Consider the following 24,383-nt stretch of genomic DNA (forward strand, 5'->3'; position numbering starts at 1 on the left):
CGTACCCTTACCAGCTCGACTTGGTCACGCCGGGGATCATGCCCTTGTTGGCAAGATCGCGCAGCTCGACGCGGCACAGACCGAACTTGCGGTAGTAACCGCGCGGACGACCGGTGGTCGCACAACGGTTACGAACCCGGGTGGGGTTACCGTTGCGCGGGATCTCGGCCAGCTTCAGGCGGGCGATGAGGCGCTCGGTTTCGTCGAGCGATTCGTCATCGGCCACTGCCTTCAGGCGCGCGTACTTGCCTGCATACTTCTTAACGAGCTGCTTGCGGCGCTCGTTCTTGTTCACGGAACTCAGTTTCGCCATGGACTTAAGCTCTCTTCCTCAGCGGCGGCTCACGCCGCTTCCTTCTGTTCCGACTCTTCAGCCGGGAACGGGAAACCGAACAGACGAAGCAGCTCGCGCGCTTCCTCGTCGGTCTTCGCGGTGGTGGTGACGATGATGTCCATGCCACGCACCTTCTCGATCTTGTCGTAGCTGATCTCCGGGAAGATGATCTGCTCCTTGAGACCCATCGCGTAGTTGCCACGGCCGTCGAACGACTTCGGGTTCAGACCACGAAAGTCGCGAATGCGGGGCATTGCGATGGTGACGAGACGATCGAGAAACTCGTACATGCGCTCACGACGCAGCGTCACCTTGCAGCCGATCGGCATGCCTTCACGCAGCTTGAACTGCGCGATCGACTTGCGGGCCTTGGTAACGACGGGCTTCTGACCGGCGATGGCTTCCATCTCGGCAGCGGCAGTCTGGACCTTCTTCTTGTCCTGGCTGGCCTCGCCGACGCCCATGTTGAGCGTGATCTTCTCGATCTTCGGCACTTCCATCACGTTCTTGTAACCGAACTTCTCGGTCATCGCCTTCGCGATTTCAGCGTCGTACTTCGAGCGCAGACGCGGAGTATACTTCTCAGCCATCGATGGTCTCCCCGGACTTCACGGCCACGCGGACCTTCTTGCCGTCCTTGGTTTCGAAGCGAACGCGCGTCGGCTTGCCGTCCTTGTCGGCAACAGCGATCTTGCTGATAGCCATCGGGGCCGGAATGCGCTCGATGCCGCCCTGCGGGTTCTGCTGGGTCGGCTTGCGGTGACGGGTTGCGACGTTCACGCCTTCAACCACGACCTTGCCGTCCTTCGGGAGAACCTGAAGCACGGTGCCGGTGCGGCCCTTGTCCTTGCCGGACAGGACGACGACGGCGTCACCCTTCTTGATCTTCGAAGCAGCCATTACAGCACCTCCGGAGCGAGCGAGATGATCTTCATGAAGCCCTTGCCGCGCAGCTCGCGAACGACGGGGCCAAAGATACGAGTGCCGATCGGCTCCTCGTTCTTGTTGATGAGCACCGCCGCGTTGCTGTCGAAGCGGATAACGCTACCGTCTGCACGACGGACGTCCTTACGGGTACGCACGATCACCGCACGGTGAACGTCGCCCTTCTTGACGCGAGCGCGGGGCTGCGCCTCCTTCACCGACACCACGATGATGTCGCCGACGCCTGCGAAACGACGCTTGGAGCCACCCAGTACCTTGATGCACTGGACGCGCTTTGCGCCGCTGTTGTCCGCGACGTCGAGATTGGATTGCATCTGGATCATCGATCCGAGTCCTTCTCAACTGGCTTGCCGGAACAAGTCCGGCAGTTCCTAAAAAGACAGGCCCACGAGGGGCCCGAGTCGCCCCGACGGGCGAAGTGCGGCCATTTGCCGCATTCACCCGCGAAGGTCAACACTCTTGTCCGGCCTTGAGGCCGAGGTCCTTAGACCTCGGCTTCGAGTGCCGTACCCTTGCTCGCCTGAAGACGGTCAAGAACCTTCCAGGTCTTGGTCTTCGAGAAGGGCTTCGTCTCCTCGATCCGGACGCGTTCGCCGGTCTTGAAGGCGTTGTCTTCGTCGTGAGCGTGGTACTTCTTCGAGCGACGGATGATCTTCCCGTAGAGGGGGTGCTTCACCTTGCGCTCGACCAGTACGGTCACGGTCTTGTCGGTCTTGTCGGAAACGACGGTCCCGATCAGAATACGCTTGGGCATCGTGTTTCCTCCTTAGGCCTGCGCCGAACGCTCGGCCTGGAGCGTCTTGATGCGGGCGATGTCACGACGCACCTGCTTGATGCGCGCGGGCGCCTCAAGCTGGCTGGTCGCGGCCTGGAACCGCAGGTTGAACTGTTCGCGCTTCAAGTCGGCGAGGTCAGCAGTCAGCTGATCGTCGGTCTTGGCACGAAAGTCTTCGATCTTGTTTGCCATGATTCGACTTCCTTACTCGCCGCCAAGGTGCGAGGTGTCGCCGAGGCGAGCCACGACCTTGGTCTTGATCGGCAGCTTCATCGCAGCGCGGCTGAAAGCCTCGGCTGCGAGCGGGCCAGCGACGCCGTCCAGTTCGAACAGGATACGGCCGGGCTTGACGCGGGCCGCCCAGTATTCGACCGAACCCTTGCCCTTACCCTGACGGACTTCAGCAGGCTTCTTCGAAACCGGCACGTCGGGGAAGACGCGGATCCAGAGACGACCCTGGCGCTTGATGTGACGCGTGATCGCGCGGCGGGCCGCTTCGATCTGGCGGGCGGTGATCCGCTCCGGCTCGAGGGCCTTGAGGCCGTACGAGCCGAAGTTCAGGTCGGTGCCACCCTTGGCATCACCCTTGATCCGGCCCTTGAAGGCCTTGCGGAACTTGGTCTTCTTCGGTTGCAGCATGACTCTTAGTTCCTGCGGTCATCGCGTGCCGGACGCACGCCGGAGGTCTGCGCCTCCATCATCAGGCGGTCCTGCGCCATCGGGTCGTGGCCAAGGATTTCGCCCTTGAAGATCCAGACCTTGATGCCGATGATGCCATAGGCGGTCAGCGCCTCGGCTTCGGCATAGTCGATGTTGGCACGCAGGGTGTGAAGCGGCACGCGGCCTTCACGGTACCATTCGGTACGCGCGATTTCCGCACCGCCAAGACGACCACCACAGGTGATCTTGATGCCTTCGGCGCCAAGACGAAGGGCCGACTGAACGGCGCGCTTCATCGCACGGCGGAAGGCAACACGGCGGATCAGCTGATCGGCAATGCCCTGAGCGACGAGCTTCGAATCGATTTCCGGCTTGCGGATTTCGACGATGTTCAGCTTCACTTCGCTCGAGGTCATCTTCGCAAGCTGCTTGCGCAGCTTCTCGATGTCCGCACCCTTCTTGCCGATGATCACACCGGGACGGGCTGCGTAGATCGAGATGCGGCACAGCTTGGCCGGACGTTCGATGACCACCTTCGAAACCGCAGCCTGGGGCACGGTGTCGATGATGAACTTGCGGATCTTGAGGTCTTCCTCAAGCAGCTTGCCGTAGTCCCGGCCTTCCGCAAACCAGCGGCTGTCCCAGGTACGGTTGATCTGCAGACGCAGACCGATCGGATTGCTCTTATGACCCATGGATCAGGCCTCCTCGACTTCGCGAACGACGATCCGCAGGCGCGAAAACGGCTTGAGGATGCGGGTGGACTTGCCGCGACCACGAGCGTGGAAGCGCTTCATGGTGATCGACTTGCCGACCGACGCCTCGGCGACGACCAGAGCGTCGACGTCGAGGTTGTGGTTGTTCTCCGCGTTCGCGATTGCCGAAGCAAGGATTTTGCGAGCGTCCTGAGCCATCGCCTTCTTGGAGAAGGTCAGGATGTTCATTGCGTCCTCAGCCTTGCGGCCACGGATCAGGGCGGCGACGAGATTGAGCTTCTGGGCGGAACCACGGATGGTGGTGCCGACCGCAAGAGCTTCCTTCTCGCCAACGCGGCGGGGTGCTGCCTGCTTGCTCATTAGCGCTTGCCCTTCTTGTCGGCGGCGTGGCCGGGGAACGTGCGCGTAGGCGCGAATTCACCGAGCTTGTGACCGACCATGTCCTCGTTCACCGAAACCGGGATGAACTTGTGACCGTTGTAGACCGAGAAGGTCAGACCAACGAACTGCGGGAGAATGGTGGAGCGACGCGACCAGGTCTTGATCGGACCAGCGCGGTTGCCGGCATCCTGCGCGACCTCGGCCTTCTTGAGAAGGTACAGGTCGACGAAGGGGCCTTTCCAGACGGAACGTGCCATCGTGTCTTACCTCTTCTTCTTGGCGTGGCGCGAACGGATGATCATCTTGTCCGTCTGCTTGTTGTTGCGAGTGCGAGCACCCTTGGTCGGCTTGCCCCACGGAGTGACCGGGTGACGGCCGCCCGAGGTACGGCCTTCACCACCGCCGTGCGGGTGGTCGACCGGGTTCTTGGCAACACCGCGGGTCAGCGGACGACGGCCCAGCCAACGACCGCGACCGGCCTTGGCGAGGGTCTGGTTGGCGTTGTCGGGGTTCGACACGGCGCCAACGGTGCCCATGCAATCGCCACGCAGGTAGCGCTGCTCGCCCGAGTTCAGACGAACGATGACCATGCCGCGGTCACGACCGACGACCTGAACGTACGTGCCTGCCGAACGGGCGATCTGGCCGCCCTTGCCGGGCTTCATCTCGACGTTGTGGCAGATCGTGCCGACCGGCATCTGCGACAGGAGCATGGCGTTGCCAGGCTTCACGTCGGTCTTTTCGCCGGCAACAACGACATCGCCAACGGCGAGGCGCTGCGGCGCGATGATGTAGGTCAGTTCACCGTCGGTGTACTTCACGAGCGCGATGAAGGCGGTGCGGTTGGGATCGTATTCGATCCGCTCCACGGTCGCTTCCATGTCCCACTTACGACGCTTGAAGTCGATGAAGCGGTACTTCTGCTTGTGACCACCGGCGATGCCACGCGAAGTGACATGACCCTTGTTGTTGCGGCCGCCGGTCTTGCTCTTGCCTTCGGTCAGCGCCTTGAGGGGCTTGCCCTTCCAGAGCGACGACTTGTCGACGAGGACCAGGCCGCGGCGGGCGGGGCTGGTCGGGTTGTACTTCTTAAGTGCCATCGGATCAGCCCCGCACGCCTTCGGTGATGTCAATCGACTGGCCTTCGGCCAGCGTGACGATCGCCTTCTTCACGTCGCTGCGACGGTAAGCCTTACCGCGCCAGCGCTTGGTCTTGCCCTTGACGACCAGCGTGTTCACGCCGGTGACTTTGACGTCGAACAGAGCTTCGACGGCAGCCTTGATCTCGGGCTTGGTCGCCTTGTCAGCCACCTTGAAAACGACCGCGTTCTGCTCGGAAAGCAGGGTCGACTTCTCGGTGATGTGCGGCGAGAGGATCACGTCGTAATGACGGATGTCCACGTTGCTCTTAGCCATTGAAACGCGCCTCCAGCTTCTCGACCGCGGCGCGCGTCAACACCAGCGTATCATGCTTCAGGATGTCGTAGACATTGGCGCCGACAGCCGGAAGCACATTGACGCCGATGATGTTGCGGGCAGCCAGGGCGAAGCCCTCGTTGACCTGCTCACCGTCCATGACGAGAACCTTCTTGCCGAAGTTCGCCTTAGCGAGCTGACCGGCAAGCACCTTGGTCTTGGCATCAGCCACGTCGAGCGAGTCGACGATCACGAGGCCGTTCTGAGCCTTGGCCGAAAGGGCCATCTTCAGACCGAGTGCACGGATCTTCTTGTTCAGCGAGATGTTGAACTCGCGGCGACGAGCACCGTGAGCCTTACCACCACCGATGAACACCGGAGCCGCACGATCGCCGTGACGGGCAGTACCGCCGCCCTTCTGGCGACCGAACTTCTTGCCGGTGCGCGCGACTTCCGAGCGCTCGCGGGTCGCACGGGCGATGCCGCGGCGATTTTCGAGCTGCCAGGTGACGACGCGGTGCAGGATGTCAGCGCGCGGCTCGAGGCCGAACACGTCGTCCGAAAGCTCGATGTCGGCGTTAGCGGCCGAACCGTCGATATTGAGGACCTGAACCTTCATGATTAGCCCTCCTGGCCTTCGGTCGCTTCGGGAGCCGCGGCTTCAGCCGGGGTCACGGCAGCGGCCGTATCATTGGTGTTGCTGGCCGACTTGATGCCAGCGGGGTACGGAGCCTCGGCGTGACGGTCGACCTTGACGGCGTCCGAAACGGTGAGCCAGGCGTTCTTCGAACCCGGGACCGAGCCCTTGACGAAGATCAGGCCACGCTCGTCGTCCACGCGGACGACTTCGAGGTTCTGCTGGGTGCGCTGACGGTCGCCCATGTGGCCGGCCATCTTCTTGTTCTTGAACACCTTGCCCGGATCCTGACGGTTACCCGTCGAACCGTGGGCACGGTGCGAGATCGACACACCGTGGGTGGCGCGCATACCGCCGAAGCCCCAGCGCTTCATGGCACCCTGGAAGCCCTTGCCCTGGGTGTGGCCGCCTACGTCGACCAGCTGGCCGGGCACGAAGTGCGAGGCTGCGATCGTGGCGCCGACTTCCAGAAGGGCGTCGTCGGCGACGCGGAATTCCGCGACGCGCATCTTGAGGGGAACCTGAGCCTTGGCGAAATGTTCGCGCTGCGGCTTGGCAACGTTCTTCTGCTTTGCTTCGCCCGCACCGAGCTGAACCGCGACGTAGCCGTCACGATCAGCAGTACGGACCGAAACCACCTGACAGTCTTCAAGTGCCAGGACAGTGACGGGCACGTGGCGACCGTCCTCCTGGAACAGGCGGGTCATCCCGACTTTCTTGGCGATCACGCCTGTACGCATGACCTTTCTCCTTACAGAGGCGCACGCAGGACCATCCCTCGTGCGCGTGTCCAACCCTATTTGTGATACGAACCCCGTCCGGGTCAGGTGTTCCCTGCATGCCCATCAAGGACAGCGGAAACGAGACGGGGGACGCATTCCCGACACTACCCGAAGGCGGCGGCGGAGGTATCCCTTGTGTCCCCTTTCGGGGCGCTGTCTCTGCGGGTTTCTCCCCGCAAAGCCGGCCTGCTGGCCGACAAGGACAATTTGGATCCGAAGATCCGAATTTCGCCTCGATCGTTTAAAGTCCGATCGGAAAGGACTTTCGGGGCAACCTTTCGGTTACCCCGCAAACCGGCTTAGGCCAGCTTGATCTCGACGTTCACGCCGGCAGCAAGGTCCAGCTTCATCAGAGCGTCGACGGTAGCTGCGTTCGGCTGCACGATATCAAGCAGGCGCTTGTAGGTGCGGACTTCGAACTGCTCACGCGACTTCTTGTCGATGTGCGGACCACGGTTGACCGTGAACTTCTCGATCTTCGTCGGCAGAGGAATGGGCCCACGAATCAGAGCGCCGGTGCGGCGAGCCGTGTCAGCGATTTCGCCAGTGGCCTGGTCGAGCACGCGATGGTCAAACGCCTTGAGGCGGATACGGATGTTCTGAGCTTCCATTACCTACTACCGATGAGAAAGAGCCAAAGGGCCGAAGCCCCGTCAAATTCGAACCGCGCCACTACACGCTGATGCCGAGTCGGGCAAGCCCTGATTTCATCAAGTCCGGCAGGTTCCCGGGGGGCCGCCGATGCAGTTCATCGCATCCCCTCTTCCCTGCCCCCGATCAGCATCCTACCTTGGCATGGCGACGCCTAACAGAAGGCGCTTTCAATGCCCTCCACTACCAAGATAATTTCCCGCGCACTTGCCGCGCTCACACTTGCATGTCTGGCACTCGAGCCTGCCGTAGCCGGCAATTCCCCCTACGGCCGCAGCCAGACGGGAGTTCCGATCGACCTCGACGATACCGACGTGCTCACCGCTCACGCCGCCATGCCCGATGCCGGGAGTGGCCCCGTGGACGACGCATGCCGTGAGGCTGCCCGCGCCAGCAATGGCGGCAATGACGGCACCATCGTTGTCTGCTCCCATAACGGCGACGGCACGAACCAGCGCGTCCCAGCGTCAAAATCCGTCGACGAAAGCACGCGCACGGGCGCAGCGTACCCGCCGGACCTCTGGGACCTGCCCGGCTGCCTAGGCCCCTGCATCACCATACCGTTCGGCCGTGTGCCGGCACCCGTCTACTACATCGACCTCGCGTCCATTCCCGAAGCACCCAAGGGTTCGGATGCATGGAAGATCGCACAGGGCGATTTGCGGGCCCGATAAAATTGCATGCCGGGGCTTTGCGCCCTTTAAATCCATTCAGCTCCATAAACGCGAAAAGCCCGGCGTCTCTCTCGAGACGCCGGGCCAATCACGTTAGCCGAAGCCGATCAGCGAATTACTTCGTGATCGTGGCAACGACGCCCGAACCGACGGTGCGGCCGCCTTCGCGGATTGCGAAGCGGAGACCTTCGTCCATGGCGATCGGAGCGATCAGCTTCACGGTCAGCGAAACGTTGTCGCCCGGCATGACCATCTCGGTGCCCTCGGGAAGGATCACTTCGCCGGTCACGTCGGTGGTGCGGAAGTAGAACTGCGGACGGTAGTTGGCGAAGAACGGCGTGTGACGGCCGCCTTCGTCCTTCGACAGAACGTAGACTTCAGCCGAGAACTCGGTGTGCGGGGTCACGGTGCCCGGCTTGGCGAGAACCTGGCCACGCTCAACGTCGTCGCGCTTCAGGCCACGAACCAGTGCGCCGATGTTGTCGCCGGCTTCACCCTGATCGAGCAGCTTGCGGAACATTTCGACGCCGGTGACGGTGGTCTTCTGCGTGTCGCGGATACCAACGACTTCGACTTCTTCACCAACCTTGACGATGCCGGTTTCGACGCGGCCGGTAACAACCGTACCACGACCCGAGATCGAGAACACGTCTTCGACGGGCATCAGGAATGCCTTGTCGGTGGGACGCGGGGGCTGCGGGATGAAGTCGTCGACTGCCTTCATCAGTTCAAGGATCTTTTCCTTGCCGATGTTGTCGTCGCGCCCTTCAAGGGCGGCCAGAGCCGAACCCATGACGATCGGAATGTTGTCGCCGTCGAAGTCGTACGACGAGAGCAGTTCACGAACTTCCAGCTCGACGAGCTCGAGGAGTTCCGGATCGTCGACCTGGTCGACCTTGTTCATGAACACGACAAGCTGCGGCACGCCGACCTGGCGGGCAAGCAGGATGTGCTCGCGGGTCTGCGGCATCGGGCCGTCAGCAGCGTTCACAACCAGGATCGCGCCGTCCATCTGGGCGGCACCGGTGATCATGTTCTTCACGTAGTCAGCGTGACCCGGGCAGTCGACGTGTGCGTAGTGACGGGCTTCCGTCTCGTACTCAACGTGAGCGGTCGAGATGGTGATGCCGCGCTCGCGCTCTTCCGGAGCCTTGTCGATGTTGGCGAAGTCAACGGCTTCACCGCCGAAAGCTTCCGACATGACCTTGGTGATGGCGGCCGTCAGGGTCGTCTTGCCGTGGTCGACGTGACCGATGGTGCCAATGTTGCAGTGCGGCTTGTTCCGCTCGAATTTTGCCTTCGCCATTGTTCAAACCTTCTTTTCGCTTGAAATCGAATCTGCGGGAATGGACGGCGCCCGCTGAAACAGGCGCCGCCCGTAGTCTGATCTTGCCTTTTAAGCAAGCTTCTCCTTGACCTCGGCCGCGACGTTCGCCGGGACCTCGTCATAGTGGGAGAAGAACATCGAGTAGTTTGCACGGCCCTGGGTGAACGAGCGGAGCTGGTTCACGTAGCCGAACATGTTGGCCAGCGGGACCATGGATTCGACGACCTGGGCATTGCCGCGGCTGTCGGTTCCCTGGATCTGACCACGACGGCTGTTCATGTCGCCGATGACGTCGCCGAGATATTCCTCGGGGGTGACGACTTCAACCTTCATGATCGGCTCGAGCAGCTTGATGCCGGACTTCTGCGCGACTTCACGCATGGCACCGCGACCGGCGATTTCGAAGGCCAGGGCCGACGAGTCGACGTCGTGGTAGGCACCGTCGTAGAGGACGATGTCGAAGTCGATGATCGGGAAGCCGACCAGCGAGCCCGAGGCAGCGGTTTCGCGCATGCCCTTTTCGATCGCGGGGATATATTCCTTCGGAATGTTACCGCCCTTGATCTCGTCCTTGAAGGTGATGCCCGCACCGCGCTCGCCCGGCGTGACCTTGATCTTCACGCGACCGAACTGACCGGTACCGCCCGACTGCTTCTTGTGGGTGTAGTCCACATCGACAGGCTTGGCGAGGTATTCGCGATAGGCGACCTGCGGAGCGCCGACGTTGGCTTCGACCTTGAACTCGCGACGCATACGGTCGACGATGATGTCCAGGTGAAGTTCGCCCATGCCCTTGATGATCGTCTGGCCCGACTCGTGGTCGGTGGTGACGCGGAACGAGGGATCCTCAGCCGAGAGACGGTTGAGCGCAACGCCCATCTTCTCCTGGTCGGCCTTGGTCTTCGGTTCGACCGAAAGTTCGATAACCGGCTCGGGGAATTCCATGCGTTCGAGAACGATCGGCGCCTTTTCCGCGCAGAGCGTGTCGCCCGTGGTGGTTTCCTTCATGCCGGCCAGCGCGACGATGTCGCCCGCGAAGGCCTCGTCGATGTCCTTACGGTCGTTGGCGTGCATCTCGAGGATACGGCCAACCTTTTCCTTCTTGCCCTTCACCGAGTTCAGGTAAGTGCCCTTGGCGAGCGTACCCGAATAGATGCGGATGAAGGTGAGCGAGCCCACGAAGGGATCGTTCATGACCTTGAAGGCCAGCGCCGAGAACGGAGCGCTGTCTTCCGGCGGACGGCTGTCGGCTTCGTCGCTGTCGACCTTGACGCCCTGGACGTCTTCGATGTCGAGCGGCGAAGGCAGGTAGTCGACGACGGCGTCGAGCAGGGGCTGCACGCCCTTGTTCTTGAACGCCGAACCGCAGACGACCGGAACGAACTTGTGGTTCAGCGTGCCCTTGCGGATCAGCGCCTTCAGCGTGGCGACGTCGGGCTCGGTGCCTTCGAGGTAGGCTTCCATCACCGCATCGTCCTGCTCGACAGCGAGTTCGAGCAGCTTTTCACGGTATTCGGCAGCTTCGTCAGCCAGTTCAGCCGGGATTTCTTCGTAGAAGAATTCGGCGCCGAGCGATTCGTCCTTCCAGACGATTGCGCGGTTGTGAACCAGATCGACCAGGCCCTTCAGGTCGGCTTCGAGGCCGATCGGAATGTAGAGCACGGCAGGCGTCGCACCGAGGCGGTCGATGATCGACTGCACGCAGTACTTGAAGTTCGCGCCGGTACGGTCGAGCTTGTTGATGAAGCACATGCGCGGAACGCCGTACTTGTCGGCTTGGCGCCACACGGTTTCCGACTGCGGCTCAACGCCGGCAACGCCGTCGAAGCACGCGACCGCACCGTCGAGCACGCGCAGCGAGCGTTCGACTTCGATGGTGAAGTCGACGTGCCCGGGGGTGTCGATGATGTTGATGCGGTATTCCTGGCCCTCGGACGTCCAGAAGCAGGTGGTCGCAGCCGAGGTGATGGTGATGCCGCGTTCCTGCTCCTGCTCCATCCAGTCCATGGTCGCAGCGCCGTCGTGGACTTCGCCGATCTTGTAGGACTTGCCGGTGTAGTAGAGGATTCGCTCGGTCGTGGTGGTCTTACCGGCGTCGATGTGCGCCATAATACCGATGTTACGGTACATATTGAGCGGATGGCTGCGTGCCATGGTGAAAATCCTTAGCAGGAGTGTTTGGGAGCGGAGCGGCCTTCAGATAAGACCTCGCCCCCTGAAATAAAAGTGTGACGCCCGGATGACCGCCGAGAGGCAATCGATCCGGGCGACACCACGCACATTACCAGCGGTAGTGCGAGAAGGCGCGGTTCGCGTCCGCCATGCGGTGCGTGTCTTCGCGCTTCTTCACGGCATTGCCGCGGTTGTTGGCAGCATCCAGCAGCTCGCCCGAGAGACGCGCCGACATGGTGGTCTCGGGACGGTTGCGGGCTGCGGTGATCAGCCAGCGGATGGCGAGAGCCTGGGCGCGCTCCGGACGGACTTCGACCGGGACCTGGTAGGTCGCACCACCGACGCGGCGGCTGCGGACTTCGATCTGCGGCGCGACGTTGTTCAGGGCGTCGTGGAACAGCTGGACCGGGTTGGCCTTGGCGCGGGTCTCCATGGTTTCCATGGCACCGTAGACGATCGCTTCAGCGACCGACTTCTTGCCGTCGTACATGAGGTTGTTCATGAACTTCGACAGGATGAGATCCCCGAACTTGGGATCGGGCAGGATAATCCGCTTCTCGGGACGACGACGACGTGACATCGTTGATATTCCTTGTTCTTTCGGGCGGGAGCGTGAGCATCACCGGCCGGTAAATCTTGTACCGTGCGAGGCGCGAAGCCCCGCGGGCCGGCTTACTTCGGACGCTTGGCGCCGTACTTCGAGCGGCTCTGCTTGCGATCCTTGACGCCCTGGGTGTCGAGCACGCCGCGCAGGATGTGGTAGCGAACGCCGGGAAGATCGCGGACGCGGCCGCCGCGGATGAGCACGACCGAGTGCTCCTGCAGGTTGTGGCCTTCACCCGGGATGTACGAAATGACTTCGCGGCTGTTGGTCAGGCGCACCTTGGCGACCTTGCGGAGAGCCGAGTTCGGCTTCTTCGGGGTCGTGGTGTAAACGCGGGTGCAAACGCCGCGCTTCTGCGGGTTCTGCTCCATCGCAGGAACCTTCGACTTGGCCTTCTGCGGCTCGCGACCCTTGCGGATCAGCTGGTTGATAGTGGGCATCTATACTCTTCTTTCAAATGGGAGTGCGATGGATCCGGGCCGGAGCGATGCCTGCAGCAGCAGGCGCACCGGCGCGAACCCTTCGCACCCCAAGGGACCGATCGACATCGGAGCCCGGGGCATCTGAAAGGGACGGAATATTTTCGAGAGTTCACGCGAGACGAGCCGGATATCGGAACCAGCCCTGTCACCCCGATCCGGAGTTACTGGCGGTTCGCCCATGGCAACCGTCGAACGTGAGCCGAAAAACACTCCACCCGGGCAAATGCACCGGATTACTTTGCCATGCGCCTTTCCGGCAAGAACCACCCCGCGACTCGCGCAAGGCGTTCCCAAAGCGGCTTTTCCGGCAGCCAGGCTGCGGGAAAGTCCCGGAAATGCTGACATGACAATGTTCAGCTCTATGTCGTTTCCCGCGAGAACACTCACAGGAGATGGGCGCCCTTAGGAGATTTGGGGCGGTGGGTCAAGCTAAGCACCGAATGGCCTGACATCCGTATACTCCGCCCTCAACATTCAAGCCCCAATCCGAAGCGGCGCTCAATACCCCCAGTGGTTAAACAAGAAGACATGCGACTTGACTTAGCCCCTTTGCCAGTTAGCTCGGAACATCAGTAAGTTACGGGGGCGAGAATGAATGCAGCACCGATTTTAATCACCTATGACGGTGGCGATGCAATAAGACACTCGATAGACGCGCGATTGTTGGGACAATCGCTTCAAGGTATATCCAAAATAATATCAGATTGCACCGTTGTATTGTCTTTGCAACGTCTACCCAGGCGGGGAGACCGCCCCCCACTTATACTGAAGGTTAAAGAACCAAAGGCAAGCTCTTTCGCGGTGCCAGGGCTTGCGCAAGAGGTATCTCAACTCCTCGCTATTGGCGTGCCCATTATGCAAGCGATTGGCCCTGAGATTATTTCTCATTACGTCAAGGCCGTTCTTGATTACTTTCAGGGGAAAGAAGAAACGACAGAAGTAGCGATAAAGGCGATGGCCGATATGCATCAGCGAGCCTTAGAGGCAATATCCTCGACGCATCGCGACGCTTTATCTACAATTGATTCGATGGATGAGAGGCGACATCAAGAATCATTGGGCATGCAGGATCTCTTAAGAAGATCAATCTTGGCTAGTGGTCCCGCGGCCGTAGACTATGTAGCTCCCGTAGGGTGCGAGAGATCGGTTGATACAGCATGTTTTAAATCTGGCTCGGGAGATCCTTTCATAATTAATGGAAAGATAGCTGATGCCATTCGCGATTCACAGAAGATGGAGTGGAGGCCGATTGGCAACGCGGTTTTCAAAACAGATGGTTTCAAATACCATTCGAGTGCACTGAGCATCGAAAACCCGGAGCGAGACGGCTTTATGATGGCCGAGGTCGTAGATCCTTCGTTCGAGGAAGATTCTAATCCTTACACAACTGCCGCACAGAGGAGAGCGATGGTCGAAGTAATTGCGCGAAAGGGATACAAGAACGGCACGTTGGCAAAGATACAAATATTAGAATTCGTCCGTGAGTGCAGCGTTCAGTAACTCACGGGAAGCGGGCCTCCCGGACAAACCATTTTCCTACACGTCCCCGCTCGCGTTAGACCGGCCTGCCATTGGGAACACAGGTCCATCAGCGCGAGCGAGGTTGCCTTATGTCTTCCGGCAGAAAATCTTCAAATCCAGGTTCTTCGAAACGGCGTCGCGGCGAGCGGCTTCCTCGACAGGCGCGGGATGAGCGGGCGCGAGGATCCTTCGCGTCTCCGGCGGCCGGCGTGAATTCCTCGGCTCCGGAGGCTCGCTGCGAAACGGCTTGTGCCAGTTCCTCTGCGCGGGTTGCCGCGGAAACGGCGGTGCGCTGCGCTTCCGTGCGGCCGGGACGGCGGACTTCGCGGACCGCCTTCTTCGAGGATGCCATCGATCCCGAAGATCCCCTGCTGGGCTTCGCGCCTTATCGGCACAGGGCGCCGCGCGCCAACTCGATCACGCCGGAGCGGCAGCGGGCCTTCATCGCTGCGCTCGCGGCCAGCGGCATCGTCACGCAGGCCGCGCGCAGCATCGGCGCCTCGATGGAAGCGCTCTACAAGCTGCGCCACCTGCCCGGCGCGGAGGGGTTCTCGGCGGCATGGGACATGGCGATCGGCCGGGGAATGATGCGGCTGGAGGACTGCGCGCTCGAACGCGCGATCCGGGGCGAGGAGCGTCCGGTGGTGAGCCGCGGCGAAGTGGTGGCCTCCTGGACGCGCCACGACACGCAGCTCATGCTGTTCCTGCTGCGCCAGCGCCTGCCTCATCGCTATGGCGACAGCCGCCGCGATCCCCGGCCGGGCGATCCGCTCTACGAACGTATCCGGGCCGAGATCGAGGCGGAATATCCCTCTCTGGAGGAAGTCCGCTCCTCGATCCGGGCCAAAGTCGCCGGACTTCGTGCGCAAGTCGAAGCGCGCGCGGCGACGGGGAATGGCGCCCTCGAGGAGTAGCGCCCTTCGCCTTCCCTTGCCGCCCGCTTCCCGGTTCCGATCAGAACCGCAGGCGGAAGGAGACGCCGACCTTGAGGCGGTCGAATTCCTGAGTCGCGTCGTCGCTGTTGCGCTTGCCGAAGTTGGCGTAGCCCGCGACCGACATGTTCCGCGAGAACAGGTATTCCACTTCGCCCGAGACCGTGGGCGTCTGTTCCTTCACCCCCGAGCCGATGTAGCGCGTGCTTCGATAGCCCGCGCCCACCGAAGCGAAGAGATTGTGGCGGATCTCCTGCTGGAGCGAGAGCTTGACCGTGGTGTCGGTTCGCGACTGGGCGCCGCTGCGGAAAGTGGCGACATCGCCGTTGAAGGCGTCCAGCATGATCGCCGTGCGCTCGCGAGGCCGGTAGGTCAGGCTGCCCGAGACCGAGAGGCCGGTGCGATCGGGCACGGCCTTGTCGTCCGGCGTGAAGCGGAAGAAGCCGGCGGAAAGGTTGCCTTGCAGCACACCGCCGGGTTCGAACTCCACGCCCAGGCGGCCGCCCCAGGTGGTGGTGTTACGCTTGTCTCCCGCGGGGGTATATTCGATGCGGAAGTCGCGCCGCGCGACGAAGGCGCTGGCGGTCACGAAAGTGATGCCGGTCACGCGCCAGCCCACGGTGGCCACGCCGTTCATGCTGTTGAAGTCGCGGTTGTCGTCCACGGTGGAGACGGCATCGTACTTGGTGAAGTTGCCCTGGAGATCGAACAGCAGGCGGCGGGTCATGTGCCGGAAGCGCAAGTCGGTGCCGAGGCTGTCGATCTCGCGCGGTCCGGCATTGGGGTCCTGCCGCGATTCCGGGCTGCCGCGCTCTTCCACCGTGCGCTGCCAGAAGGCGCGCCCGACCAGCGAGGTCGTCGCCTCCGGGGACCAGCGCAGGGTGCCGTCCAGCGACCAGGCCTCGGTGTTCTCGGTCTTGAGATTGGCGAAACGGCGGACCGTGGCCGAAGCATGCGCCTGGCCGCTGAGCGTGCCGGGGCCGGTGTTGATCTGCAGTTCCGGCGTCAGTTCCAGGTGGACGTCGTCGCGCGCGTTGTTCTCCTGGGCGTAGACGTTGGTGTCGTATTCCACCCGCGCCTCGCCGCCGAGGCTGACGTTGAGCGAGCCGAGGTGCATCGGCAGCTCGCGATAGTCCTTGTCGTTGGGATAGACCGCCGAGGCGGTCGAGCCGATGTCGCGGGCCTGGGCCAGTGCCTGCTGCGGCATCGCGAGCAGGAACGGGACCGGCGCGGCCAGTACGATTGCCCCCCGCATGGCCTCAGAACCACCGCTCGTAGACGCGGATCCGGTCGCCGGGCTGGATGGTCGCCATCTCGTCGGCGCTGGCGGTGACGTCCTTGCCGCTGACCACGCGGGTCACGGCGACCTTGCCGGTCTGCGCGCGGTAGGTATAGCCCCCCGCGGCCGAGATCGCCGCGAGCACCGTCATCCCCTGGCGATATTCGAACTGGCCGGGCTTGTTCACCTCTCCCACCACGTAGAACGGGCGGAGTTCGACCGGGCCGACGTTGACCACCGGATCGCCGGTCATGATGCCCTGGCGCAGCAGCGACGCGGCGATGCCCTGCTCGATCTCGCGATAGGTCAGGCCGGCGACGTCCACCTGCTTGATGTAGGGCAGCGAGATCGCGCCGCTGTCCTCGACGATGTAGTCGCCGTTGGCGCTTTGCAGGTCCTGCACCACGATGTGGAGCTTGTCGCCCGCACCCACCTTGTAGGCTCCCGCCGGGGTGGATGCGAGCGTGGGCAACGATGCGGTGGGCGACGAACATCCGCCAAGCATCGAAGTCGAAATGAGCGAAACGGCCAGTGGGACCGCCAGAAGCGGCCGGAACCGGAACAGGCTTGCGAGACCATGTGACATTGGGTTGCCCTCCCTTGCGGAAATTAAGGCCCTTGCGAAAATTGAGGCCCTTGCGAAATCGAGCCCGGCTCGCCCCCCGCGCGGCCCCTCGAAGCAGCGCGGCCCCAGCGAAACCGTCGTCCGACACGTTGACGCAAAGATCGGCGGAATGCCTTGGTTATTAAGGGTTATCCGGGGGAATACTCGGGCGATGAGAGCTAATCCTCGTGGGGGGAGGATGGGTTTCCTGTCCGATATCGCCAGGCAAAAACGGGGGGAGGATTTGGTTGGAGCGCCTTCGACGGATGTCGAAGGCTTGCGGCACCAGCCCGCGCCCCCACCCGACCTCCCAGCAAGGATACACTGAATGGGAGGTCGGGTGGGGGCGCGGGCTGGTGCCGCAAGCTCGTCACGGACGTGACGAGCGCACCAAACAAAAACTCATCCCGGCACCGCGACCACGTCGCGAAAAACGACGAGCGCACCGCCGGACCAGCCCCGGTCCGGCGCGGGCGCCCTACCCTCGCGCCAGTTCCTCATAAGCGGCGGTGACCTGGCGGACGTGGTTTTCGCGCGAGAAGCGGCGGCGGGCTTCGCCTCGGGCGCGGGTGCGGATGGCGTCGAGGCGTTCGGGGTCGGCGAGCAGGCCCGCGGCGGCGCGGGCCATGGCCTCGGCATCGTCGAGCGGGCAGAGCACACCGCAGCCGCCCTCCAGCGCTTCCGGATTGCCGCCCGAATCGGTGGCCACCACCGGCGTGCCGACCAGCATGGCCTCCACCAGGGTCCGCCCCAGGGGCTCGCGCGCGGCGGGAACCAGCAGGAGGTCGCAGCCGGCCAGCCATTCGTGGCCGGGCGTGCGGAAGCCCATCATGTGGACGGTGGCATTGCCCGAGACCCGCGCAATCCGCTCCGGCAGGGCGTCGCCCACTTCGGTATTGCGGGGATCGCCGAACATCAGGCCGACCACCGGCTTGTCCAGCAAGGCCCCGAGCCGCTCCACCGCATCGACGAATTCGAGCGGCCGCTTGCGCTGTACGAAGTTGCCGAACCAGCCGCAGAGCACGGCGTCCGGGGCGCAGCCGAGTTCCTCCACGAGGGTACGGCGCATGGCGGCCCAGTCGGCCGTGACGCTGGTGTCGAAGGGGCTGTAGACCACTTGCGCGGCCCGCGCCGCCCCGCGGCTGCCCTGCGGGAGCGAAAAGCGCGACACCGTGAAGATGCGGTGCGCCAGAAACGGCGCCACATAGCGCAGGCCGCGCGCGTCGGGATCGCCGCGGTGGTGCCAGATCAGCCGGACGCCGGCCAGCCGTGCCGCCAGTGCCCAGCTCGCATGGCTGCGCCCGTCGTTGCTGTGCACGACATCGATGGCATTCTCGCGCAGGAACCGCACCCGGCGCGGCACGCCGGCCATCGCGCGCAGAACCTTGCCGAAGCCGAAGCGCGCGCCGGGCACGAAGGAGCGGCGCGGCCGGGCCGGGTCGGGCACCTGGGCAAAAGCGGAGAAGAACTGCGCGATCGTGCCGCCCGGCACTTCGGGAACCACCAGAAGGCGATAGTCGGCGGGATCGAGCTGCTCCATCAGCCCGCGTGCGGAAACGTGGCTGCCGCCCAGCTCGTCACCGGCGAAGGGATAGCAGATCCGCAGCGGCGCGGACCCGGCGGCCACGCGGGCGGTCCCTCCTTCGATCCTGTCCAGCTCGGCCCTCTCGAATTCGGCGCTTTCGAATTCGGCCCTCTCGAACTTGGCCCCAAGCGGCCCTGCCAGACTGTTCAAAGACCGAACCCTTTCTCTCGGTAGCTCAGGAATTCCTCGATATTCTCGATGCCGTTGCCGTTCTTGTCGCCCCAGGCGTCGTTGCGCGTGGGGTCCAGGCCATTGGCGCGTTCCCAGGCATCGTCCATGCCGTCCTTGTCGTCATCGACATAAGGCGTGCCCGATGCCTGGGCCGGCAGTGCCGGAACCGGTTCGCCGATGCGGCCGGTGCGGTTCTTGACGTCGGCCACCACTTCCTTGTCGAGGGCATCGCGCGGGAAGGCCCCGGCGCGGGCGAGGACAGAGGTATAGGCGGCCGCGGCGGCCATCGGCTGGACGGTCAGCGGGCACGGCGCCTGCTGGATCTGGGCCGGCACCACTTCGGGGCTGACATGCTTGAAATTGCCGTCGAAGGCGTTGTCCCAGAGGTAGATCGAGGCCGTGCCGGTCGATCCCTGGGTCTCACGGGCGACGCCGCGGCTCTGGGCATTGGTATTGGTGCCGGCGATGAAGCTGTTGCCCACGATCGAAACCGGGCTGCCACCGTAGCTTTCCCAGACTTCCGCGAATTCCGACATGGCGTTGTAGAGCACGTTGTTGATCACTTCCACGCAGGATCCCTTGGGGAAGTTGATGTCCGGGTTGCGGTCTCCGTTATGGGCGCAAAGGTTGCCGATGAAGCTCAGCTTCTGCTTGTCCACCGGATCGCTGGCGAGCAGCGCGCACTTGTCGTGCTTGGGCACGCCCCAGGCGAAGATCGAATTGCTGATGGTGATCTCGTCGTTGTCGTCATAGCCGTTGATCAGCTCGTCGCGCGCCCAGGAGGCGCTGACATGGTCGATCACCACGCGGCTGCTCTTTTCTATGGTGATGCTGTCCTCGGCCTCGCGGTTGCCGCCCACGCGGTCGTTGCGCACGCGGATGCCGCGCACCACGACGTCATGGGTGTTCTTGATGACCAGCGGAGTCAGCCCGTTCTTGCCGCCCGAATGGGCCAGGGTGATGCCGCCGCCCGGCGCGGTCTGCCCGGCGATGGTCAGGTAAGGCGTCATGATCCACGGCGGGCGCTGGGTGAAGCGGATCACGCCGCTGACCCGGAACACGCAGACGCGCGGGCCGCTGGCGGTAACGCAGGCGCGGTAGGATCCGGTGCCGGAATCGGCCAGGGTGGTGACATAGATGATCCGCCCGCCCCGTCCGCCGACGCTGGTGGCGCCGTAGCCGATCGCGGCGGGGAAGGACTTCTTGCCCGTGGGAATGCGAACCACCGGCGCCGCGGCCATGACGCGCTCGCTGACCGTGCCGGCCAGCCCCAGCACCAGGGCCAGCACCGCCAGACCCATCGCCGCCAGCACTATCAGCGCGCGCAAACGGGTCGTTCGGGAACGCGCTGTCTTGGAAAGCTTTGCCGCAACCATGCCGATTCTCCAGCCGAGGACCGGGCCAAGCATCGGAAATGGGCCCGGGAAACATGCGCGCGGCGAAACGTGATCCTTCGGCCGAACGCGCACAAGTTACCAATTGGACTTAGCGCGGCCCGCTCCCTCCCCCTTTTGCGCTAACATCTATGCGCTTGCCTATTGCCCGGACTGGCCTTTGCCTTGGGCCGATCCCCTGCCCATGATCCCGGTCCATGGCCGCTATCCTAACCCAGCTTCCCGACGACGGGGTGCAGCAACCGGCGATCCTGCGGGGCCCGTTCCGGATGGCGGGGGGCTATCGGCCTGCCCGCGCACCGGAATCCCCTTACGACCGCGCCATCGGCTTCCTGCTTCCGGCGGCCGCCTTCTTCCTCAGCTGGTGGCAGGTAGGGCGCATTCCCGCCTTCAACCTGACCATGTCGGACATGATCCTGATCGTCTGCACATTGCTGATGCTCGTCTCGCGCGGGCTGAACGCGCGGATGATGGGGCGCATGTCGGTGCTGTGGGTGGGCGGGATCGTCATGCTGCTGGGCGGCATGCTGGTGGGCTCGACCGTGCACGGCGATTTCACGCGCTGGCCGGTGGTGGCCGGGCAATATGCCTTCGCCCTGGTGCTGATCCCGATGGTCCTGGCCAATTGCTCGCTGACGGCGCTGCGCCGCAGCGGCCTGGCCTATGTCTGGGGCGTGGCGGTATCGCAGGCGGTGGGCGTCGCCCTGGTGAACCTGTTCAGCCGCGACATGATCAACCAGTACGTGAACAAGTACGTGGTCACCGGCAATGGCCGGCTGGGCGCCTTCACCGGCGAGCCCAATTCGAACGGCGCGGTCTGCGTCTTCGCCCTGATCTTCCTGCTCCATGCGGTGATCGAGAAGCGCCTGCGGCCGGTGATCGCCGTGCCGCTGGCGCTCGTGATCGTCGCGGGCCTGGTCTATTCCGCCAGCTTCACCGCCTTCACCGCCACCATCCTGGCGATCGGCTTCATCCTGGCGCTCTCGCGCATGCGCACGGTCGTCACCATCGCGCTGCCGGTGGCCCTGGCGGTGGGCGCCTACGTCGGCCTGGGCGGACCGGTTCCGGCCGTGTTCGAACAGCGGGTGGGCGACGCGGTCGTCTCTGGCGATCCGACCAAGGCCGGCACGTTCGTCGGCCGCTCGGTGCTGATCCAGGAGGCCTGGCAGATGTCGGGCGACAACCTGCTGATCGGCCTGGGCAGCGACGGATACCGCAAGGCCAGCGTCTACGGCATGCCGGTGCACCAGCTCTATCTCCTGGTGCTCAACGAAGGCGGGCTGGTCTCCTTCATCGGGCTCAGCGTGATGTTCGCCGCCATGTTCGTGCAGGGCCTCTTCATCGCCGGGCGAAGTCGCACCGACGGGGTCTGCGCGCTCGCGATCCTGGGGGTCTTCTTCATGTACGCGATGTCGCTGCCGCACATGTTCGCGCGGATGTGGAACGGGCCGGTGATGCTGATGTTCGCGCTGTCCACGGCCGGAGCCGGAGTCGCCGCCCTCACCGCCACGCGGCGCCCGCAGTGGTACAATCAGGCCGGCCACCGGGATGCAGAACCGGCGGCTGACACAGAACGGACTTCGAAAGCAGGATGACTCCCATCGACAGCGCCAGCAAGGCCTCGTTCCTTCCGCGCCTGCTTTCCCGTTGGCGCGGCAGCGAGATGCTGAAGCCCCATCTGGTCAGCATCGGCCATTTGCTCTCGGGCAATTTCGGCGGCGTGATGATCATGATGGCGAGCCTCGCCATCGCCACCCGCGCGCTTGGACAGGAGCAGTTCGGCATTCTCGCCGTGGTCCTGTCGATCGGGCGCGTCTGCGAACGCCTGATCCGCTTCGAATCCTGGCAACCGCTGGTGCGCTTCGTGGCCGTGGAGGAGGAGAACGGAGACGTCTCGCGGATGTCCTCGCTCTATGCCTACGGGCTGTTCCTCGATGTCGGCAGCGCTCTGGTGGCCGCGGTCCTGAGCGTGATCGTGGCATGGACGGCCGGCGGGCTGATCGGCATCGGCCATGACAACGTGCACCTCGTGGCGATCTACGCCTGCGCCATCGCCTGCAACCCGCGCGGCATGGCCAGCGCGGCGCTGCGCCTGGCGGGCAGGTTCCGGGTGCTGGCCTATGTGCAGCTCGCTTCCTTCGTGGCCCGCTTCGCCCTCTCGGCGCTGCTTTACGGACTGGGCGGCGGACTGATCTGGTTCGTGCTGGTCTGGACGGTGAGCCAGATCTTCGACTCGGCCCTGTTCAACTACCTCGGCTTCCGCGCCCTGGCGGAGACCGGCATCCCCAGCCCGCTCAAGGCCGACTGGCGCGACCTGCCCGGCCGCTTCCCCGGCTTCATGCGCTTCGCCATATCGACCAACCTTTCCTCCACCCTGCGCACCATGACGCATGAGATGGACACGCTGCTGGTCAGCACTTTCGCGGGCGCCAGCGCGGCGGGGCTCTATTACCTCTCCCGCCGCATCGCCAAAGTGGCGCAGACCGCCGGGGACATGATCCAGACGGTGATCTACCCCGACCTCGCCCGGCTGTGGCGCAAGGTCGGCCCGGCGGCGATGGGGCAGCTGGTCTCGGTGCTCCAGGCCTCGCTGGCGGCCATCGCGCTGACGGCGGTGGGCGCCTGCTGGCTGATGGGGCGCCAGGCGATCGAGATCGTGTTCGGGCCGGGCTTCGCGGACAGCTACCAGCTCCTGCTGGTGCAGCTCTTCGCGGTGCTGCTGACGCTCCATGCGACTCCGGCCCGCGCGGCGCTGCTGGCGATGAACCGGCCGACCTACGTGCTGGCCGCCAGCTTCACCTCCACCGCCTCGTTCTTCGCCGTCGCCTTCGTGCTGATCCCCCGCTACGGCGCGCTGGGCGCCAACTACGCGCATATCGCCTTCGGCCTGGTCACGGTGATCCTGCTCGACATCGCGTTCTGGCGCGGCCTCCGCAGCGCCGACCACAACCCGCGAGAAACGGGGCCGGAAGCAGCGCCCAAGGGCCCTGCGGCATCGCCCAAGGCCGCCTTCGCCCTGGAGTCCGAGGCGTGACGGCCCACGCCCCCGCCGGAGACTTCGCCCGCGACGGCGAATTCCCGGGCGGCGACGGGGCGCCGAGGCCGCTGCGGGTCAGTTCGGTCATCACCAGCCTGACCTCCGGCGGGGCCGAGATCCTCGTCACCAACCTCAACGGCGCTTTCGCCGCACGGGGCGCGGCCGGCACCGTCGTCGCCTTCTGCGACGCCCCCACGCTCGGCAATTCGCCCGAGATGGAGGCCGAACTCGCCGGACAGATCGCCGAGAGCGGCTGCCGTTTCGAATCGATGCAGCTCACCCGCAGAAGGGGCCTGCTGCGCGGCGCGCTCGCGCTGCGCCGCCACCTGGCCGCCGCCCGGCCGGACGTCGTCCACGTCCATACCGTGCGCGCGGTGGCCATGATGGCCTTCACCGGGTTCGCCGGCCCGGTGGTCTTCACTTACCACAACAGCCGCCTGAGCTTCCCGCCCGGCCTGTTCGCCGCGGTCGACCGGGTGGTGCATCACTATGTCGCGATCAGCAACGACACCGCGGCCATGTACCGCCGGCTGTCCCGGCGGCCCTATACCCTGATCCAGAACGCGCCCTCGGCCCGCTACAAGGCCAAGGCCCCGCGCGTGGCCGCGCGGCGGCCCGGCAACGTGCTGAGCGTGGGCGCCGTGTCCGACCAGAAGAACTATCCCCTGCTCATCGAGACCGCCCGCATCCTGCGCGACCGCGCCACCGAGGCGATGCCGCCGCCGGTCCTGCGCGTGGCGGGCGGCGGCGAGGGGCTGGAGGACTTGCGCGCGCAAGTGCGGACGCTGGGCCTGGAAGGGGTGGTCGAATTCCTCGGGGAGCGGCGCGACGTGCCGGACCTCATCGCCCGCAGCGACTTGTTCCTCAATACCTCGCACTACGAGGGTTTCTCGGTCGCCATCCTGGAGGCCATGGCCATGGCGATGCCCGTCGTCGCCACCGACGTCGCCGGCAACCGCGGGCTCGTGCGTCCCGCGCAGAACGGACTGCTCTGCGCGCCGGACAAACCCCAGGCTTTGGCGGCGGCTATCATGCGGCTGATGCAGGACAATTCGCTTTACCGGCAGTTTTCCGCGGGCGCGCTGGCCACGAGCCGCGAATATACCATCGAGAATGCCGCCGCCCGGCACCTCGAACTCTACGCGTCGCTGCTGCGGCTGCGCGCTCCCCAAAAGGACTAGTCTCTATTAGGACGCGCCCGTCCCGGATGCCCTTTTTGCGCGTCCCGGCTTTGATCGCATAGTCCAGACTGAAGATCGCCCCGCGTGGGCGGTCCCGCACCAGGCCCGTCCCGAGGGGGGGCG

The 24,383-nt window shown here is 64.1% G+C and carries 29 protein-coding genes; 6 read left to right on the top strand and 23 right to left on the bottom strand.

Annotation, left to right across the window (positions count from 1 at the left end; all coding sequences use genetic code 11):
* Positions 1–7: 7 nt before the first annotated feature.
* From rpsN to rpsJ, 15 genes are all read right to left on the bottom strand, one after another.
* Positions 8–313 (bottom strand): 30S ribosomal protein S14, encoded by a 306-nt coding sequence (gene rpsN / locus ACZ1J6_RS14615; RefSeq protein WP_132263811.1) that lies wholly within the window; start codon positions 311–313, stop codon positions 8–10.
* Positions 314–342: 29 nt separating this feature from the next.
* Positions 343–924, bottom strand: a complete 582-nt coding sequence (gene rplE / locus ACZ1J6_RS14620) for a 50S ribosomal protein L5 (RefSeq protein WP_021233434.1) — start codon at positions 922–924, stop codon at positions 343–345.
* Positions 917–1,234 (bottom strand): 50S ribosomal protein L24, encoded by a 318-nt coding sequence (gene rplX, locus ACZ1J6_RS14625; protein ID WP_054440323.1) that lies wholly within the window; start codon positions 1,232–1,234, stop codon positions 917–919. Before rplX ends, rplE begins: the two co-directional genes overlap by 8 nt.
* Positions 1,234–1,602, bottom strand: a complete 369-nt coding sequence (gene rplN / locus ACZ1J6_RS14630) for a 50S ribosomal protein L14 (RefSeq protein ID WP_054440322.1) — start codon at positions 1,600–1,602, stop codon at positions 1,234–1,236. The genes rplX and rplN overlap by 1 nt, the downstream gene beginning before the upstream one ends.
* A 161-nt stretch (positions 1,603–1,763) precedes the next feature.
* Positions 1,764–2,033, bottom strand: a complete 270-nt coding sequence (gene rpsQ / locus ACZ1J6_RS14635) for a 30S ribosomal protein S17 (RefSeq protein WP_021233437.1) — start codon at positions 2,031–2,033, stop codon at positions 1,764–1,766.
* A 12-nt stretch (positions 2,034–2,045) separates the two neighbouring features.
* A complete protein-coding gene (gene rpmC, locus ACZ1J6_RS14640) occupies positions 2,046–2,246 on the bottom strand; it encodes a 50S ribosomal protein L29 (RefSeq protein WP_132263813.1) in 201 nt (66 codons plus the stop codon).
* Positions 2,247–2,258: 12 nt separating this feature from the next.
* Complete coding sequence (rplP, locus tag ACZ1J6_RS14645; protein WP_021233439.1) at positions 2,259–2,693, bottom strand: 50S ribosomal protein L16; 435 nt, start codon at positions 2,691–2,693, stop codon at positions 2,259–2,261.
* A 5-nt stretch (positions 2,694–2,698) separates the two neighbouring features.
* Positions 2,699–3,409, bottom strand: coding sequence for a 30S ribosomal protein S3 (gene rpsC, locus ACZ1J6_RS14650; protein ID WP_132263815.1), 711 nt, complete (start codon positions 3,407–3,409; stop codon positions 2,699–2,701).
* Between the two features lie 3 nt (positions 3,410–3,412).
* Positions 3,413–3,790 carry a 50S ribosomal protein L22 gene (gene rplV / locus ACZ1J6_RS14655; protein ID WP_132263817.1) on the bottom strand — a complete coding sequence of 126 codons (378 nt, stop codon included), beginning with the start codon at positions 3,788–3,790 and terminating at the stop codon, positions 3,413–3,415.
* Positions 3,790–4,068, bottom strand: coding sequence for a 30S ribosomal protein S19 (gene rpsS, locus ACZ1J6_RS14660; RefSeq protein ID WP_054440312.1), 279 nt, complete (start codon positions 4,066–4,068; stop codon positions 3,790–3,792). Before rpsS ends, rplV begins: the two co-directional genes overlap by 1 nt.
* A 6-nt stretch (positions 4,069–4,074) precedes the next feature.
* Positions 4,075–4,911 carry a 50S ribosomal protein L2 gene (gene rplB / locus ACZ1J6_RS14665; protein ID WP_132263819.1) on the bottom strand — a complete coding sequence of 279 codons (837 nt, stop codon included), beginning with the start codon at positions 4,909–4,911 and terminating at the stop codon, positions 4,075–4,077.
* 4 nt (positions 4,912–4,915) lie between these two features.
* Entirely contained in the window at positions 4,916–5,227 is a 312-nt protein-coding gene (locus ACZ1J6_RS14670) for a 50S ribosomal protein L23 (RefSeq protein WP_086490055.1), read from the bottom strand.
* Positions 5,220–5,846, bottom strand: a complete 627-nt coding sequence (rplD, locus tag ACZ1J6_RS14675) for a 50S ribosomal protein L4 (RefSeq protein ID WP_132263821.1) — start codon at positions 5,844–5,846, stop codon at positions 5,220–5,222. Before rplD ends, ACZ1J6_RS14670 begins: the two co-directional genes overlap by 8 nt.
* Positions 5,847–5,848: 2 nt before the next feature.
* Positions 5,849–6,604 (bottom strand): 50S ribosomal protein L3, encoded by a 756-nt coding sequence (gene rplC, locus ACZ1J6_RS14680; RefSeq protein WP_132263823.1) that lies wholly within the window; start codon positions 6,602–6,604, stop codon positions 5,849–5,851.
* A gap of 341 nt (positions 6,605–6,945) precedes the next feature.
* Positions 6,946–7,257 carry a 30S ribosomal protein S10 gene (rpsJ, locus tag ACZ1J6_RS14685; protein WP_007011873.1) on the bottom strand — a complete coding sequence of 104 codons (312 nt, stop codon included), beginning with the start codon at positions 7,255–7,257 and terminating at the stop codon, positions 6,946–6,948.
* Between the two features lie 213 nt (positions 7,258–7,470).
* Here rpsJ and ACZ1J6_RS14690 point away from each other — a divergent pair, with 213 nt between their 5' ends.
* Positions 7,471–7,971, top strand: coding sequence for a hypothetical protein (locus tag ACZ1J6_RS14690; protein WP_465128184.1), 501 nt, complete (start codon positions 7,471–7,473; stop codon positions 7,969–7,971).
* A 115-nt stretch (positions 7,972–8,086) separates the two neighbouring features.
* Here ACZ1J6_RS14690 and tuf read toward each other — a convergent pair whose 3' ends face one another.
* The 4 genes from tuf to rpsL all read right to left on the bottom strand — a co-directional run bounded on the left by tuf (position 8,087) and on the right by rpsL (position 12,514).
* Positions 8,087–9,277, bottom strand: coding sequence for an elongation factor Tu (gene tuf, locus ACZ1J6_RS14695; RefSeq protein WP_132263826.1), 1,191 nt, complete (start codon positions 9,275–9,277; stop codon positions 8,087–8,089).
* Between the two features lie 90 nt (positions 9,278–9,367).
* A complete protein-coding gene (gene fusA, locus ACZ1J6_RS14700; RefSeq protein WP_134095327.1) occupies positions 9,368–11,452 on the bottom strand; it encodes an elongation factor G in 2,085 nt (694 codons plus the stop codon).
* Positions 11,453–11,579: 127 nt separating this feature from the next.
* Entirely contained in the window at positions 11,580–12,050 is a 471-nt protein-coding gene (gene rpsG, locus ACZ1J6_RS14705) for a 30S ribosomal protein S7 (protein WP_132263829.1), read from the bottom strand.
* 92 nt (positions 12,051–12,142) lie between these two features.
* Entirely contained in the window at positions 12,143–12,514 is a 372-nt protein-coding gene (gene rpsL / locus ACZ1J6_RS14710) for a 30S ribosomal protein S12 (RefSeq protein WP_007682177.1), read from the bottom strand.
* Positions 12,515–13,147: 633 nt separating this feature from the next.
* Here rpsL and ACZ1J6_RS14715 point away from each other — a divergent pair.
* Positions 13,148–14,056 carry a DUF7946 domain-containing protein gene (locus tag ACZ1J6_RS14715; RefSeq protein ID WP_465128185.1) on the top strand — a complete coding sequence of 303 codons (909 nt, stop codon included), beginning with the start codon at positions 13,148–13,150 and terminating at the stop codon, positions 14,054–14,056.
* A gap of 308 nt (positions 14,057–14,364) precedes the next feature.
* Positions 14,365–14,991 (top strand): hypothetical protein, encoded by a 627-nt coding sequence (locus ACZ1J6_RS14720; protein WP_465128186.1) that lies wholly within the window; start codon positions 14,365–14,367, stop codon positions 14,989–14,991.
* Positions 14,992–15,031: 40 nt separating this feature from the next.
* On the opposite strand, the gene ACZ1J6_RS14725 is transcribed toward ACZ1J6_RS14720, so the two are convergent.
* From ACZ1J6_RS14725 to ACZ1J6_RS14740, 4 genes are all read right to left on the bottom strand, one after another.
* Positions 15,032–16,264, bottom strand: coding sequence for an outer membrane beta-barrel protein (locus ACZ1J6_RS14725; protein WP_132263834.1), 1,233 nt, complete (start codon positions 16,262–16,264; stop codon positions 15,032–15,034).
* 4 nt (positions 16,265–16,268) lie between these two features.
* Positions 16,269–16,874: a polysaccharide biosynthesis/export family protein gene (locus ACZ1J6_RS14730; protein WP_132263836.1), complete on the bottom strand. Its 606-nt coding sequence runs from the start codon at positions 16,872–16,874 to the stop codon at positions 16,269–16,271.
* Positions 16,875–17,370: 496 nt separating this feature from the next.
* Positions 17,371–18,627, bottom strand: coding sequence for a glycosyltransferase family 4 protein (locus ACZ1J6_RS14735; protein WP_465128187.1), 1,257 nt, complete (start codon positions 18,625–18,627; stop codon positions 17,371–17,373).
* Positions 18,624–19,976 carry a pectate lyase family protein gene (locus ACZ1J6_RS14740; protein WP_132263838.1) on the bottom strand — a complete coding sequence of 451 codons (1,353 nt, stop codon included), beginning with the start codon at positions 19,974–19,976 and terminating at the stop codon, positions 18,624–18,626. Before ACZ1J6_RS14740 ends, ACZ1J6_RS14735 begins: the two co-directional genes overlap by 4 nt.
* Before the next feature lie 263 nt (positions 19,977–20,239).
* Here ACZ1J6_RS14740 and ACZ1J6_RS14745 point away from each other — a divergent pair, with 263 nt between their 5' ends.
* The 3 genes from ACZ1J6_RS14745 to ACZ1J6_RS14755 are packed head-to-tail and all read left to right on the top strand — an operon-like array spanning position 20,240 to position 24,260.
* Complete coding sequence (locus tag ACZ1J6_RS14745; RefSeq protein ID WP_465128188.1) at positions 20,240–21,637, top strand: O-antigen ligase family protein; 1,398 nt, start codon at positions 20,240–20,242, stop codon at positions 21,635–21,637.
* Positions 21,634–23,076, top strand: a complete 1,443-nt coding sequence (locus ACZ1J6_RS14750; RefSeq protein ID WP_431566677.1) for a lipopolysaccharide biosynthesis protein — start codon at positions 21,634–21,636, stop codon at positions 23,074–23,076. Before ACZ1J6_RS14745 ends, ACZ1J6_RS14750 begins: the two co-directional genes overlap by 4 nt.
* A complete protein-coding gene (locus tag ACZ1J6_RS14755) occupies positions 23,073–24,260 on the top strand; it encodes a glycosyltransferase (protein WP_165921341.1) in 1,188 nt (395 codons plus the stop codon). The genes ACZ1J6_RS14750 and ACZ1J6_RS14755 overlap by 4 nt, the downstream gene beginning before the upstream one ends.
* Positions 24,261–24,383: the final 123 nt, after the last annotated feature.

This window comes from Novosphingobium sp. BL-S-21, assembly GCF_055521655.1.

Excerpts from the sequence above, each read along its gene's own strand:
- ACZ1J6_RS14725 (WP_132263834.1), bottom strand. The coding sequence starts at position 16,264 with ATGCGGGGGGCAATCGTACTGGCCGCGCCGGTCCCGTTCCTGCTCGCG.
- fusA (WP_134095327.1), bottom strand. The coding sequence starts at position 11,452 with ATGGCACGCAGCCATCCGCTCAATATGTACCGTAACATCGGTATTATG.
- rplB (WP_132263819.1), bottom strand. The coding sequence starts at position 4,911 with ATGGCACTTAAGAAGTACAACCCGACCAGCCCCGCCCGCCGCGGCCTG.
- rplD (WP_132263821.1), bottom strand. The coding sequence starts at position 5,846 with ATGAAGGTTCAGGTCCTCAATATCGACGGTTCGGCCGCTAACGCCGAC.
- rplP (WP_021233439.1), bottom strand. The coding sequence starts at position 2,693 with ATGCTGCAACCGAAGAAGACCAAGTTCCGCAAGGCCTTCAAGGGCCGG.
- rplE (WP_021233434.1), bottom strand. The coding sequence starts at position 924 with ATGGCTGAGAAGTATACTCCGCGTCTGCGCTCGAAGTACGACGCTGAA.
- rpsS (WP_054440312.1), bottom strand. The coding sequence starts at position 4,068 with ATGGCACGTTCCGTCTGGAAAGGCCCCTTCGTCGACCTGTACCTTCTC.
- rpsJ (WP_007011873.1), bottom strand. The coding sequence starts at position 7,257 with ATGGAAGCTCAGAACATCCGTATCCGCCTCAAGGCGTTTGACCATCGC.
- rpsN (WP_132263811.1), bottom strand. The coding sequence starts at position 313 with ATGGCGAAACTGAGTTCCGTGAACAAGAACGAGCGCCGCAAGCAGCTC.
- rpsG (WP_132263829.1), bottom strand. The coding sequence starts at position 12,050 with ATGTCACGTCGTCGTCGTCCCGAGAAGCGGATTATCCTGCCCGATCCC.
- ACZ1J6_RS14690 (WP_465128184.1), top strand. The coding sequence starts at position 7,471 with ATGCCCTCCACTACCAAGATAATTTCCCGCGCACTTGCCGCGCTCACA.
- rpsL (WP_007682177.1), bottom strand. The coding sequence starts at position 12,514 with ATGCCCACTATCAACCAGCTGATCCGCAAGGGTCGCGAGCCGCAGAAG.
- rplN (WP_054440322.1), bottom strand. The coding sequence starts at position 1,602 with ATGATCCAGATGCAATCCAATCTCGACGTCGCGGACAACAGCGGCGCA.
- tuf (WP_132263826.1), bottom strand. The coding sequence starts at position 9,277 with ATGGCGAAGGCAAAATTCGAGCGGAACAAGCCGCACTGCAACATTGGC.
- ACZ1J6_RS14745 (WP_465128188.1), top strand. The coding sequence starts at position 20,240 with ATGGCCGCTATCCTAACCCAGCTTCCCGACGACGGGGTGCAGCAACCG.
- ACZ1J6_RS14750 (WP_431566677.1), top strand. The coding sequence starts at position 21,634 with ATGACTCCCATCGACAGCGCCAGCAAGGCCTCGTTCCTTCCGCGCCTG.
- rplX (WP_054440323.1), bottom strand. The coding sequence starts at position 1,234 with ATGGCTGCTTCGAAGATCAAGAAGGGTGACGCCGTCGTCGTCCTGTCC.
- ACZ1J6_RS14715 (WP_465128185.1), top strand. The coding sequence starts at position 13,148 with ATGAATGCAGCACCGATTTTAATCACCTATGACGGTGGCGATGCAATA.
- ACZ1J6_RS14670 (WP_086490055.1), bottom strand. The coding sequence starts at position 5,227 with ATGGCTAAGAGCAACGTGGACATCCGTCATTACGACGTGATCCTCTCG.
- rplC (WP_132263823.1), bottom strand. The coding sequence starts at position 6,604 with ATGCGTACAGGCGTGATCGCCAAGAAAGTCGGGATGACCCGCCTGTTC.
- rplV (WP_132263817.1), bottom strand. The coding sequence starts at position 3,790 with ATGAGCAAGCAGGCAGCACCCCGCCGCGTTGGCGAGAAGGAAGCTCTT.
- rpmC (WP_132263813.1), bottom strand. The coding sequence starts at position 2,246 with ATGGCAAACAAGATCGAAGACTTTCGTGCCAAGACCGACGATCAGCTG.
- rpsQ (WP_021233437.1), bottom strand. The coding sequence starts at position 2,033 with ATGCCCAAGCGTATTCTGATCGGGACCGTCGTTTCCGACAAGACCGAC.
- rpsC (WP_132263815.1), bottom strand. The coding sequence starts at position 3,409 with ATGGGTCATAAGAGCAATCCGATCGGTCTGCGTCTGCAGATCAACCGT.
- ACZ1J6_RS14730 (WP_132263836.1), bottom strand. The coding sequence starts at position 16,874 with ATGTCACATGGTCTCGCAAGCCTGTTCCGGTTCCGGCCGCTTCTGGCG.